Annotated in this window: 16 protein-coding genes; 11 read left to right on the top strand and 5 right to left on the bottom strand. The window is 66.4% G+C overall.

The genetic code is table 11. The annotated features are described in order from the left end of the window. The first annotated feature begins 223 nt into the window (after positions 1-223). Entirely contained in the window at positions 224-535 is a 312-nt protein-coding gene (locus tag B3T59_RS07150; RefSeq protein ID WP_005208251.1) for a WhiB family transcriptional regulator, read from the top strand. 14 nt (positions 536-549) lie between these two features. Here the strand turns inward: B3T59_RS07150 and B3T59_RS07145 are convergent, their stop codons facing one another. Genes B3T59_RS07145 through B3T59_RS07135 form a run of 3 tightly spaced genes read right to left on the bottom strand, consistent with a single transcriptional unit; the run spans position 550 to position 3,522 of the window. Further along, on the bottom strand, positions 550-1,362 hold the full coding sequence (locus tag B3T59_RS07145; protein ID WP_287001847.1) for an alpha/beta fold hydrolase: 813 nt from the start codon (positions 1,360-1,362) through the stop codon (positions 550-552). A 7-nt stretch (positions 1,363-1,369) separates the two neighbouring features. Then, entirely contained in the window at positions 1,370-2,479 is a 1,110-nt protein-coding gene (locus B3T59_RS07140) for an ArsA family ATPase (protein WP_287001846.1), read from the bottom strand. Then, complete coding sequence (locus tag B3T59_RS07135; protein WP_287001844.1) at positions 2,479-3,522, bottom strand: ArsA family ATPase; 1,044 nt, start codon at positions 3,520-3,522, stop codon at positions 2,479-2,481. Before B3T59_RS07135 ends, B3T59_RS07140 begins: the two co-directional genes overlap by 1 nt. Positions 3,523-3,565: 43 nt before the next feature. On the opposite strand from B3T59_RS07135, the gene B3T59_RS07130 reads away from it, so the two are divergent. From B3T59_RS07130 to B3T59_RS07105, 6 genes are all read left to right on the top strand, one after another. Beyond that, positions 3,566-3,730, top strand: coding sequence for a DUF4177 domain-containing protein (locus B3T59_RS07130; RefSeq protein ID WP_005208255.1), 165 nt, complete (start codon positions 3,566-3,568; stop codon positions 3,728-3,730). A gap of 10 nt (positions 3,731-3,740) precedes the next feature. Further along, entirely contained in the window at positions 3,741-4,217 is a 477-nt protein-coding gene (locus B3T59_RS07125) for a RidA family protein (protein ID WP_287001843.1), read from the top strand. Positions 4,218-4,236: 19 nt separating this feature from the next. Next, positions 4,237-5,013 (top strand): sulfite exporter TauE/SafE family protein, encoded by a 777-nt coding sequence (locus B3T59_RS07120; RefSeq protein WP_287001861.1) that lies wholly within the window; start codon positions 4,237-4,239, stop codon positions 5,011-5,013. Between the two features lie 3 nt (positions 5,014-5,016). Then, the gene (locus tag B3T59_RS07115) at positions 5,017-5,226 is read left to right on the top strand and encodes a hypothetical protein (protein ID WP_005208260.1); all 210 of its coding nucleotides are present in this window, start codon (positions 5,017-5,019) and stop codon (positions 5,224-5,226) included. A 150-nt stretch (positions 5,227-5,376) separates the two neighbouring features. Continuing rightward, entirely contained in the window at positions 5,377-6,498 is a 1,122-nt protein-coding gene (locus B3T59_RS07110) for a flotillin family protein (RefSeq protein ID WP_064861923.1), read from the top strand. Positions 6,499-6,581: 83 nt separating this feature from the next. Further along, positions 6,582-7,469 carry an MBL fold metallo-hydrolase gene (locus B3T59_RS07105; protein WP_231894958.1) on the top strand — a complete coding sequence of 296 codons (888 nt, stop codon included), beginning with the start codon at positions 6,582-6,584 and terminating at the stop codon, positions 7,467-7,469. Between the two features lie 29 nt (positions 7,470-7,498). Here B3T59_RS07105 and B3T59_RS07100 read toward each other — a convergent pair whose 3' ends face one another. Both B3T59_RS07100 and B3T59_RS07095 read right to left on the bottom strand, forming a co-directional pair. Then, positions 7,499-8,173, bottom strand: a complete 675-nt coding sequence (locus tag B3T59_RS07100) for a Crp/Fnr family transcriptional regulator (protein WP_005171581.1) — start codon at positions 8,171-8,173, stop codon at positions 7,499-7,501. Positions 8,174-8,409: 236 nt separating this feature from the next. After that, positions 8,410-8,622 carry a hypothetical protein gene (locus B3T59_RS07095; protein ID WP_005171585.1) on the bottom strand — a complete coding sequence of 71 codons (213 nt, stop codon included), beginning with the start codon at positions 8,620-8,622 and terminating at the stop codon, positions 8,410-8,412. A gap of 189 nt (positions 8,623-8,811) precedes the next feature. Between B3T59_RS07095 and nth the strand changes: the two genes are divergently transcribed. Genes nth through B3T59_RS07075 form a run of 4 tightly spaced genes read left to right on the top strand, consistent with a single transcriptional unit; the run spans position 8,812 to position 12,291 of the window. Further along, positions 8,812-9,498 (top strand): endonuclease III, encoded by a 687-nt coding sequence (gene nth / locus B3T59_RS07090; protein ID WP_287001860.1) that lies wholly within the window; start codon positions 8,812-8,814, stop codon positions 9,496-9,498. Beyond that, positions 9,498-10,244 carry a TlpA family protein disulfide reductase gene (locus tag B3T59_RS07085; RefSeq protein WP_287001842.1) on the top strand — a complete coding sequence of 249 codons (747 nt, stop codon included), beginning with the start codon at positions 9,498-9,500 and terminating at the stop codon, positions 10,242-10,244. The genes nth and B3T59_RS07085 overlap by 1 nt, the downstream gene beginning before the upstream one ends. After that, positions 10,241-11,092 (top strand): NUDIX hydrolase, encoded by an 852-nt coding sequence (locus tag B3T59_RS07080; RefSeq protein ID WP_287001841.1) that lies wholly within the window; start codon positions 10,241-10,243, stop codon positions 11,090-11,092. Before B3T59_RS07085 ends, B3T59_RS07080 begins: the two co-directional genes overlap by 4 nt. Continuing rightward, entirely contained in the window at positions 11,089-12,291 is a 1,203-nt protein-coding gene (locus tag B3T59_RS07075; protein ID WP_287001840.1) for a MarP family serine protease, read from the top strand. Before B3T59_RS07080 ends, B3T59_RS07075 begins: the two co-directional genes overlap by 4 nt. Positions 12,292-12,356 lie beyond the last annotated feature (65 nt).

Raw genomic sequence — 12,356 nt, 5'->3', positions numbered from 1 at the left:
CTCAGGGGTTGCGGTCACATGCACAGATCCTTAGATTGAGTGCAGAATGTGACTCACATAACAACAGCGACGAGAAGTGGCACGAGCATCTCTGAATCGTTCGACCGCCTCAGAAATCGGTGACGTGGTGTGGGAGGCGAGCATTCGCCGGCAACGACGCAGGGTCGTTGTGCCGGGCACGGGTCGCGCACAGCGCGCAACGACAAAAGACAGGGGTCGGCTCATGGCGACATCGGCGGTATCGACCAACGAAACTCGACTGACGTGGGTGGCACGGGCACGCTGCCGCGGTGAGGACCCCGACGAGCTCTTCGTTCGTGGAGCGGCTCAACGGAAGGCCGCAGTCATCTGCCGTCACTGCCCGGTGCAACTCGAATGTGGAGCCGACGCCCTCGACAACCGCGTCGAGTTCGGTGTGTGGGGTGGCATGACCGAACGTCAGCGTCGTGCGTTGTTGCGTCAGCATCCCGAGGTGACCTCGTGGGCAGAGTTCTTCGCGGCTCAGCGTCGCCGCCGCGAGGTATCTGTCGGTTGATCTCGCCCCCGGGTTCAACCCCAGGGTGAACGGGGAAACCCGTTGCGCAAGAACGAGATCAGCAACGTGTTGAGTGCGTCGGGTTGCTCCGCCGGCACCATGTGACTGCCCGGCAGTACCGCCAGACGCGCGTGCGGGAGTGCGGCCACGACCGCCGAACTGTGCTCGAGGGTGACCTCGTCGCGATCGCCCTGCAGAATCATCGTCGAAGTCGTGATCGACGCCAACGAATCCAGATCTATCTGCGGTTCAGTGGCGAACAGGTGCTTCATCTTTGCGTCGAACGTCGTGAAATGGTCGGCGCCATCGGGCGACAGGGCCGCGTACTGCGACCGCAGGCCCGCCATCGCACTCCCGGAATCGAGCAGTTCGGTCAGTGCGCTGTCGGCAACCTTGCCGTCGTCGTTGTAATACTGGCCGATCAACACCATGCGCGTGATCAGGTCGGCGCGCTCGCGCGCGGCCAGCACGGCAACAGCGGCACCGTCGCTCCAGCCGACGAGATGTGCCGGACCCTCGACGTGATTCTCGAGATAGGCGATCGTGTCGTCGGCCATCGCCTGATATGTGATCGGGCCGTCGACGTCGGGCGTCCGCGCGTGCCCCCGACGTTCGGGGACGTGCACCCGGAATCCGGCCCCGACCAACACCGGCGCGGTGAGCGCCCACGACGACGCCCCGCCGTACCCGCCGTGCAGCAGGACGACGGGCGGTCCGCTCCCCGCGACCTCGTGCCATTCGCGATGGCCCGCGACGTCGACGTAGGACCCTGCGAATCCGCGGAGCGTCGGGGTCGGCTGCGTGCGTGCTCGCCGACGTTGCGCCATCAGATACTCAGCCCCTGCCGGTGATCTCTTCCGCGACAGCGTGCAGGGCGTCGAGGTCGGCGACCTCGAACGGCAGCGACGGAACGCCGACGATCGGAACCGTCGGGTGCGACGCGGTAAACCGTTGCAGGAGATGCAGTTCGCGTTTGCCGGTTGCCGCGCGCGCTGCGTGCAGTCTCAGCACGCCTTCGGTGAGGTCGTCGGAGACTCTCTCGAGTGCGACGTGGGCGGCCTCTTCGGAGATGCTCGTCAGGTTGGGATGCGTGCGGTTGAGGATCAAGCCCGCCAACGGCATCGACTCCTCGCTGAGTCGGTCGACGAAGAACGCTGCCTCGCGCAGGGCGTCGGGCTCGGCCGCCGCGACCACCGCAAACCGGGTGCCGGGTTGCTTGAGCAGCTCATAGGTGCGCAGTGCGCGCTCCTGGAAGCCGCCGAACATCGAATCCAGCGATTGTACGAATGTCGCGACGTCGCGCAGCATGTCGCCGCCGATGATCGTCGACACACCACGCATCGCGAGGCTCATCGCGCCGGTGACCATGCGCCCGACGCCGCGCCCGCCGCCGACGAGCACCTTCATCAGGCGCCCCGACAAGAACGACCCGAGGCGTTGCGGGGCGTCGAGGAAGTCGAGTGCATTCCGCGACGGCGGGGTGTCGACGACGATGAGGTCCCAGCGGTCCTGCTCGAGCAGCTTGCCGAGCTTCTCCATCGCCATGTACTCCTGCGTGCCGGAGAACGACGACGCGACCGTCTGATAGAAGGAGTTCTCCATGATCGCCGCCGCGCGCTCGGGCGTCGAATGTTCGAGCACCATGTCGTCGAAGGTGCGCCGCATGTCGAGCATCATGGCGTCGAGTGAACCGGAGCCGTCGGCGGTGAGCGGTGAGACGCTGACCGGCTGAGGGTCGTTGGTCAGCTCGGTCATGCCGAGCGACTGTGCGAGCCGTCGAGCGGGGTCGATGGTGAGAACCGCGACGTTGCGGCCGTGCTCCGCGGCGTAGACGGCCATCGCGGCAGCAGTCGTCGTCTTGCCGACACCGCCTGCGCCACAACAGATTACGACGCGGGTCTCCGGATCGGTGAGGACCGAGCCCATCTTGAGGTCGAGCGGCATCACGCACCGGCTTTCTGCAGCAGGTTGGCCAATTCATAAAGCGAGCCGAGGTCGATGCCCTCGTCGAGCAGTGGTAGCTCGAGTGTCGGCACTTCGACCTCGTCGAGCTGAGCCTTGGCGATCTGCTGGGCCTGTAGGCGCGTCGCGTGCTCGATGCTCTCGGTGAGCAGACCCGCGAGGTCGGTGTCGGAGACCGGCATCTGTGCGTCGGCGAGACTCGAGGCGATCCTCGGCGCGTCGATGACTCCCTCGGCGATCGCGTCGATCTGGTCGGCGGGCAGGTAGACGGGGCTGACCTTGTTGATGATGAGGGTGCCGACGTTGACGTTCTTGGACCGCAGGTCGTCGACGGCCTCGACGGTCTCCTGGATCGGCATCGCCTCGAGGAGCGTCACCAGGTGGACGACGGTCTCGTCGGAGTGCAGGAGCCGCGCCACGCCGTCGCTCTGGTTGCGGATCGGACCGGTCTTCGCGAGGTCGGCCATCGCGGTGGTGACGTCGAGGAAGTTGCCGATCCGGCCGGTCGGCGGGGCGTCGACGACCACTGCGTCGTACACGCGGTTGCCCGCCTTGTCGGTGTGGATGATGCGCTCTTTGATCTTGCCGGTGAGCAGCACGTCGCGTAGGCCGGGCGCAACCGTGGTCACGAAATCGATTGCGCCTATGCGCTTCATCGCGCGCCCGGCGAACCCCAGGTTGTAGAACATGTCGAGGTACTCGAGCAGGGCGTGCTCGATGTCGATCGCGAGTGCCCACACCTCGCCACCGCCCTCGGCGGTCGCGATCCGTGTGTCGTTCGGGGGGAGCGGCGGAATGTCGAAGAGCTGGGCGATTCCCTGACGACCCTCGCATTCGACGAGCAGCACCCGCTTCCCGTCGGCGGCCAACGCCAATGCGAGCGCCGCGGCGACGGTCGTCTTACCGGTTCCGCCCTTGCCCGAGACGAAGTGCAGGCGTGCGTGTGAAGCGCTCTCGGGCCAGGTGTTCTCCGCTTCGTCGGCGGTGCCTGGCGTCGACTCCCCGTCGGCTGTTTTGTCGGCCACAGCTTCACCTTAGATGCTGGGTGGCTCGGGTTAGGGTGGGTCCATGACTGAAGTGACCGCCTGGGAGTACGCGACGGTGCCGCTGCTGACGCACGCCACGAAACAGATCCTCGACACCTGGGGTGCCGACGGATGGGAACTGGTCAGCGTGCTGCCCGGCCCGACCGGCGAACAACACGTGGCATATCTCAAGCGACCGAAGGGCTGAGGAGCGATTCATGAGCTGGAGTGAGCGACTTCCGCAGATCGGCATCGTCCTGCCCCCCGCAGCCAAGCCGGTGGCCAACTACGTCCCGGCCGTGCGCATCGGGAACCTGGTCTACACGTCGGGGCAGTTGCCCTTCGTGTCGGGCAAACTCGAGTTCCGGGGCAAGGTCCACGAGGGTGCAGACGGCACTGTCACGCCGGAGCAGGCGGTCAGTGCTGCCAGGCAGTGCACACTCAATGCGCTGTCGGCGATCGACGCGCTCGTCGGGCTCGACTCGATCACTCGCATCGTGAAGGTGACCGGATACGTCTCCTCCGGTCCGGGCTTCTCCGGCCAGCCGCAGGTGCTCAACGGGGCGTCGGATCTGCTCGCCGACATCTTCGGGGAAGCCGGCGTCCACGCGCGCTCGGCTGTCGGCGTCGCCGAACTCCCGCTGGCGTCGCCGGTCGAGGTCGAGCTGATCGTCGAGGTCACGCCCGAGTCGTGATACCCACCAACTGGTGAGTATCGACGTTGTAGTCCTCCTCGTCGCGGCCGTCGCCGCGGGTTGGGTCGACGCCGTCGTCGGCGGTGGCGGGCTGATCATGATTCCGGCGCTACTGATCACCAACCCCGGTCTGGTTCCTGCGACGGCGCTGGGCACCAACAAGCTGATGGCGATCTTCGGGACGTCGTCTGCCGCATGGCGCTACTCGCGTCGGGTACCGATGGATGTTCGACGCCTCGCCCCGGTCTTCGCCTGTGCGGTCGTCTTTTCGGCTCTGGGTGCGCTCGTCGCGGGTCTGCTGCCCGCCGACGTGTTCACCCCGATCGTGCTGGTCCTGCTGGTCGCGGTGGGCTTGTTCGTCGCACTCAACCCGCGTTTCGGCTCCCACGACGTGACGGGAAAGTCGCGCCGGTCCATCGTTCTCGGGTTGGTGACCTGCGGTGTCGTCATAGCCTTCTACGACGGCGTGCTCGGTCCCGGTACCGGCACGTTCCTGATCATCACGCTCACAGCGCTCGTCGGCACGAGCTTTCTGGAGAGCTCCGCGATGGCCAAGGTCATCAACACCGGAACCAACCTTGGTGCGCTCGCGGTGTTCGCGGCGCAGGGGCACGTGATGTGGCTCCTCGGACTGGCACTGGCCGTCGGGAACATCGCAGGCGCCCAACTGGGATCGCATATGGCGCTGGGGCGAGGGAGCTCGTTCGTGCGGTGGGTGCTGCTCGTGGTGGTCGTCGTGATGGTCGCGAAGCTCGGCTTCGATATGGTCGGCACACCGGATCGAAGTCGGGGGTGAAGCATGGTCGGTGCGATCGGCATCGTGACGCTCGGCATCGGCGGTGGCGACTCGCTCGGTGAGGTCGAGTTGCGCATCGCCGGAGGCACCGAACGGTACCTCGCGCAGGCGCGCGAGGCCATCGACGAGGGCGAGAACATCCTCGTGATCGGCGTGCTGCCCGGGCGCGTCGTCGACGTCGAACGGTGGATCGCCCCGCCCGATGGTGTGTAGAGGTTCCGCCGTCTTCAGGAGCTGCCGTACGCCGGCCGCAATGTGATCCCGGGCTGCAGTGTGCGGGGCGTCGGACAAAGGAACGACGCGGTGGATGGTTGTCGCGTCGGTTACGGCATGCTGTACCCGACCCAACGCAGAGGAGTGTTCATGCTCGGCTACCACGTTCCCGAACCGGACGAGGCGATGTTGATCTCGGGCAAGAAGTCCGGTGACGAAGGCGCGCCGTTCGTTGTCGTTGTCGGACACGGCAAATGGGTGATGCCCTTCTTCCGCAAGGTGCGCTACTTGTCTATGGCGTTACACGAGGCGTCGATACGCGAGGTGTGTGTGACGACGCAGGGCATCCAGTTGAATGTGCGCGCGGTGATCGCACACAAAGTCGGCGGCGACGTCGTGTCCATCGTGAACGCCGGGCAGCGTTTCATCTCCGAGCAGGAGGCCGAGATGAATCAGCTCACCGGACAAGTCTTTTCAGGTCACTTGCGTTCGATCGTCGGCTCGATGACCGTCGAGCAGATCATCCGTGAGCGTGACACGCTCGCCCGTCAGGTGCTCGAGGCGTCGAAGCGTGAGATGGGGTCGATCGGGCTGGTCGTCGACTCCTTCCAGATCCAGTCGATCGACGACATGGATTCGGGGTACATCAACGCCCTTGCTGCACCGAACATCGCCAAGGTTCAGCGTGAGGCCGCCGTCGAGCGTGCCCGCGCCGACCAGGAGGCCGCCAAGGCGCAGCAGGAATCACTGCGCAACCAGGCCGACTACGAGCGTGAGACGTCGATCAAGCGCGCGCAGATCAAGTCGGAGACCGACAAGGCCAATGCCGAGGCGGCGCAGGCGGGTCCGTTGGCAGAGGCGCGCGTGAATCAGGAGATCATCCGCGAGCAGTCGGTGTTGGCGCAGGCGCAGGCCGATCTCCGTGAGCAGCAACTGATCTCGGAGGTCGTGAAGCCTGCCGAAGCCGAGGCCCGACGCACCCAGATCCTCGCCGAGGCCGAGGCGAAGGCCGTCGAGATCTCGTCGGAGGCGGCGGCGAAGAACAACCGGATCGCGCTCGACCAGCAGTTGATCGAGCAGTTGCCCGACCTCGTCGCCGAGGTCGCCAAGGGGCTCGGTTCGGCCAATCTGACCGTGTACAACGGCGCCGAGGGGGTCAACGAGATCATGACCGGCGTGATCACCCAGGGCGCCGGTCTGCTGCGCAGCCTGCAGGACCAGCTGCAGGTGGGGCCCGCCGCCGAGCAGAGTCAGAACGGTTCCGGCCAGTAGTCGGTACGGGTTGGTGTGCAGCGTGAGTGCGCCGGGGGAGGGCGGTCGGATTCGGGCGGTGTGAGCCGCATTACGCTGTGTGCATGACGAGTCCAGGCGATCGTGACGCCCCTGCCGCCGCTGCATCCGATGCCGCTGAATCCGAAACTCCCACGGCGTCCGACGCCTCTGCCGCGCAGCATCCCGCGTACGGGGTGCTGCGCGAGGTGACGCCGTTTGCGTCGGTTCTGTTGTGCGACAACCCCGGAATGATGGAACTCGACGGCACCAACACCTGGGTGCTGCGTGCTCCGGGTAGTGCCGAGTGCGTCGTCGTCGACCCAGGCCCGCGTAAGCACAAGAAGCATGTCAAGCGCATCGCCGAGCAACCCGGAATCGCGTTGACGCTGATCACACACCGGCACGGCGACCACACCGGCGCGATCAAGACGCTGCACAAGCACACCGGCGGGCCGACGCGGGCGCGGCTTGCCGAACACTCGCGTGGCGCAGCACCTCTCGCCGACCGCGAGGTCATCGAGGTCGCCGGGCTGAAGATCACGGTGCTGCACACGCCGGGGCACACCGGCGATTCGGTGAGCTTTCTCGTCGAGTGGGAGGACCAGCGCGCGGTTCTCACCGGTGACACGATCCTCGGAAGTGGCACCACCGTGCTGGATCCCAGCGACGGCACGCTGCGCGACTACCTGAACTCGTTGAACCGGTTGATCGTCGAGGGTGAGGGCGCGACGTTACTGCCCGCGCACGGCCCCGACCATCCCGACCTCGGGCCCGTGGCGCGGTACTACAAGAAGCACCGTGAGGATCGGCTCGACCAGATAGTGGCCGCGCTCGAAGAGATGGGTGTCTCGGCGAAGAATGCGAAGCCCATGAAGGTGGTTCGCAAGGTCTACGCCGACGTCGACAAGAAGCTCTGGCCTGCCGCCCGTATGTCGGTCAAGGCGCAGTTGGAGTACCTGCGGGAGGCGTGAATGGTGTTGCGAGTGCAACCCCCCAGAAACTACCGCGCGCGGCGCGCGAGTCGCTCGGAGTCGGCGATCAGGACGCTCTTGCCTTCGAGGCGCAGCCAGCCGCGCTGTGCGAAGTCGGCGAGCGCCTTGTTCACGGTTTCGCGGGATGCGCCGACGAGCTGGGCGATCTCTTCCTGCGTCAGGTCGTGGGTGACGCGCAGTGCGCCGCCCTCCTGGGTGCCGAAGCGCTGTGCGAGCTGCAGGAGCTGCTTGGCAACGCGTCCGGGGACGTCGGTGAAGATCAGGTCGGCGAGGTTGTTGTTGGTGCGACGCAGGCGTCGGGCCAACACGCGCAGCAACTGCTCGGCGATCTCGGGGCGATCCTTGATCCAGGCGCGCAGCGCGTCGCGGTCCATCGACACGGCACGGACCTCGGTGACCGTGGTGGCCGACGACGTGCGCGGGCCCGGGTCGAAGATGGAGAGCTCGCCGAACATGTCGGACGGTCCCATGATGGTCAGCAGGTTCTCGCGTCCGTCGGGTGAGCGTCGTCCGACCTTCACCTTGCCCGACAGGATGATGTAGAGGCGGTCTCCTGGCTCTCCCTCATGGAAGATCACGTGTCCGCGCGGAAAATCCACGGGCTGTAGTTGCTTGGTCAGCGCCGCGACAGCGGAGGGCTCCACACCCTGGAAAATTCCCGCCCGCGCCAGTACTTCCTCCACCTAAGGAACCTTTCTCATCGGCCGCGTGAACGACACACGCACTCAGCAACGCTACTCTCGCCCTGAAGCATATGTGTTGGATGGGTCACTAGCGCCACTTTGGGGCCGTGTTGCGCGTGCTGAATTGATGTTGTGGCGGGGCCGTGTGGATCATGAGGATCGCCCTTGAGGGCGTGATCGTCGAGTGGTCGACGACGTCGACGTAGTTCGTTTCGTGTGGCGGTCTGGGGTTGCGCTCAGCTCGCGCGACGCTCGCGCAGCTCGTCGAGCGCTGCGGGAAATCCGTCCCTGGCCAGCGTGTCCACGTGCTGGGACTCAGCTGATTGCAGAAACTCCTCGACGTTGTCGCGGGAGACGCTGAGCCGGTCCGTGTGGTGCTGAACCTTCTCCATCGCGAGTGCGAAAAGCATCAACACAGCAGGGAAGAGCAGTGCGGCGAGTCCTTGCATACCGATCAGTAAACACCGACCGCCGACGAGGCTCATAACTGGAATCGTCGCCTTCACTGACTTGTTATCAAGCCGTCGCCACCGACCTGGTCGGAGTCGATCGCTAACCTGAAGCGTGTGAGTGCACGTAAGTCGGCTGCGGGAGCCAGGACAGAAACCCATCTCGGTCTGGTTCGCCGTGCACGCCGCATGAACCGTGCACTCAAGGTCGAGTTCCCGCACGTGTACTGCGAGTTGGACTTCACCAACCCGCTCGAATTGTCCGTCGCGACCATCCTGTCGGCGCAGTGCACCGACGTCCGCGTGAACCAGGTGACACCCGCGCTGTTCGCCAAATACCGCACCGCCGCCGACTACGCGGGGGCCGATCGCACCGAACTCGAGGAGATGATCCGCTCGACGGGCTTCTACCGGAACAAGGCCAACTCGATCATCGGGCTGGGGCAGGCGCTCGTCGAACGTTTCGACTCCACGGTTCCGCACACGCTGAAAGAGCTGGTCAGCTTACCCGGATTCGGTCGCAAGACCGCCAACGTCGTGCTCGGCAACGCCTTCGACATCCCGGGCATCACCGTCGACACCCACTTCTCGCGTCTCGTACAGCGATGGGGGTGGACCACCGAAACCGATCCGGTCAAGATCGAGCACGCCGTCGGAGAGCTCTTCGAGCGCAAGGAGTGGACCAACCTCTCGCATCGCGTGATCTTCCACGGCAGGCGCGTGTGTCATGCGCGCAAGCCCGCGTGTGGCGTCTGTGTGCTCGCGCATGACTGTCCGTCCGTCGGACTCGGTCCGATGGACAAAGCCGAGGCGGCAAAGCTCGTGAAGGGTCCGGAGACCGACCACATCCTCGAGCTCGCAGGGATCTCCGCGTAGTGGGCACATCCGCGACGACGTCGGGCCCCGACGCACCGAGCCCGCACGACGACCCGCCACCCCAGCGTCGACGCAGCCGTTTTCCGACGTCGTTGCGCTGGACGCTGGTCTTCTTCGTCGTCATGGTCGCGTTGATCGTCGCCATCTGGCCGCGCGATTCGGGATCGTCGAACAGTCTCGGTTCGCCGACCGACAACTCCGGCGTCGCGGCGGTCCCCGACGCCAAGGTCGACGACGCCACGCTCGCGAAGGCCCGCGCCGACGCCGCCGTCGAACCATGCCCGAACGCCGGGTTGCCGGAATCGTCCGGCGCGGCACTGGCGGGGGTCGTCGCGCCGTGTCTGGCAACCGGCAACGCCTACAACCTCGGGGCCGGAACTGCGGGAAAGCCCGTGCTCATCAATATGTGGGCGGTGTGGTGCCTGCCGTGTCGGCGCGAGCTGCCGGTACTCGCCGAGTACGCGCGGCGCGCGGGCGATCGGGTTACGGTGCTCACCGTGCATGCCGAACAGGGCGCGGGTAATCCGTTCGCGGTGTTGACGTTCCTGCGCGAGGTCGGCGTCCATCTCCCGACGGTCCTCGACGTCGACGGCAAGGTCGCGGCAGCACTACGGGCACCGAGAGTCTTCCCGTCGACCATCCTGCTCCGCGCCGACGGAACCATTGCCACAACACTTCCCAAGGAGTTCGGCAGCGTCGACGAGGTTGCCGACGCCGTGCGCGACGCCACCGGTGTCGCCACGTGACGCGCACCGAACAGCCGTCGCAGGAGCCACACGTCGGGCAGCTCGTCGACACAGCGAAGATTCCTCCGTGGTTGCGGCAGCTCACCGGCAATGTCTCGGCCGTGACCGACAGCGTGCTCGATCGCGGTGGCGACCGCTCGCGCTGGGCGTCGATGCTGCGTCGCGACCGCCGCGCGGCGTCGGTGCTGATCTTGTTCTCCGGCTCGTGGGATGCCGACCCCGACCATCCGGGCGGCCTGCCCGCCGACGCACAGGTGCTGCTCACCGAGCGAGCCCCGACGTTGCGCCAGCACAGCGGGCAGGTGGCTTTCCCCGGCGGCTCGTTCGATCCGGGCGACGACTATCCCGTCGGCACCGCGCTGCGCGAAGCCACCGAGGAGACCGGACTCGAGGCGAGCAGCGTCGACGTCCTCGCCAATCTGCCGAGCTTTCCCGTACCCGTCTCGAACTTCGAGGTGACCCCGGTTGTCGCGCACTGGCGTGAACCGGGACCGGTCGGCGTCGTCGACGCAGGCGAGACGTCGCGCGTTGTGCGCGTGAATCTGCGCGAGATGTTGGCACCGCAGAACCGTTTTCAGGTGCAGCGGTCGGTGCTGGGTGCGCGCGCCTATCGCGGTCCGGCATTCTTCGTCGACGGACTTCTGGTGTGGGGTTTCACCGGTGGACTCCTCGCGGCGATCAGCGATGCGTCGGGGTGGGACGTCCCGTGGAACCACGACGACGTCCGCCCGCTCGAGGAGGCGATCGCCCGCGCGGGATCGCCTCAGCTGAGCGGATTTCCGACGCTGCGTCGCGCGGCTGATTCCGGCGACGGAGATACCGAGGCGTCCGAGGATGCCGCCCGGTGAGCGGATCGACATGGGTTGACGTGATCGTCATCGTGCTCGCACTGCTGGCCGCGCTCAGTGGCTGGCGGCAGGGCGCGGTGGCGTCGGGACTGGCGGTCGTCGGCGTGATTCTCGGCGCGGTGGCAGGCGTTTTGATTGCGCCCCACATACTTTCACGTATCGACGATCGAAGTATGCGGCTCGTCGTCGGGGTTGCGCTGCTCGTGGTGCTGGTCATCATCGGCGAGACGTCGGGCATGGTGCTCGGACGAGCGGCCCGCGGTGGCATCAGGTCGACGGCGCTGCGGCACGTCGACAGCGTGATCGGGCTGATGCTGCAGGTCATCGCGGTGTTGGTCGCGGCCTGGCTGCTGGCGATTCCGCTCGGACGCGCGTCGTCGCCCGAAATCGCAAGCGCGGTGCGCGGATCCACGATTCTGCGCGGTGTCGATTCCGTCGCCCCGACGTGGCTGCGCGATTTCCCGACCCGCGAACTCGGACCGATGCTCGACGATTCGGGTCTGCCCGAGGTGATCGGCCCCTTCGTGCAGACTCCTGTCGCGAACGTCGACCCACCCGACACGTCGCTGGAGAATTCCGCGGTGGTGTCGCGAGTACAGCAGAGCGTGGTGAAGATCGAGGGTGTTGCCCCGAGCTGCCAGCAGGCGTTGGAGGGCAGCGGATTCGTCGTGGCGCCCGAGCGGGTCATGACCAACGCGCACGTCGTCGCCGGAACCCGCCGATTGACGGTGCAGACCGAGGGCGGCGACTCGCTCGCCGCCAAGGTGGTGCTCTTCGACAGCCGCACCGACATCGCGGTCCTCGACGTCCCCGGATTGAGCGCCAAGGCACTGCAATTCGACGACTCGTCGGCGAAGCCGGGAGCCGACGCGATCGTGCTCGGCTATCCCGAGGCCGGTCCGTTCACGTCGACCGCGGTGCGGGTGCGCGAGACGATCAACCTGTCGGGACCCGACATCTACCGCACCAACCAGGTGCTGCGCGAGGTGTACACGGTGCGTGGCACCATCCGCCAGGGCAACTCCGGCGGGCCGATGATCACTCCGGACGGCGACGTGCTCGGCGTCGTGTTCGGCGCCGCCGAGGACACCGCGGACAACACCGGCTTCGTGCTCACCGCCAAGCAGGTGAAGTCCGACCTCGACGCCTCCGAACGCCGCACCGCGCGCGTGAGCACGGGCGAGTGCGTGCACTCCTGACGCACACTCGGCCGTAGGAAGCGCACGGTCGGCGAGGGGTTTGCGATCGACTGTGCGCTCGAGCC

Source organism: Gordonia sp. UBA7860 (assembly GCF_002500165.1).
GTDB lineage: Bacteria > Actinomycetota > Actinomycetes > Mycobacteriales > Mycobacteriaceae > Gordonia > Gordonia sputi.
The sequence above is the reverse complement of the archived record's forward strand: the minus strand, read 5'-3'. Positions and strand labels throughout refer to the sequence as shown.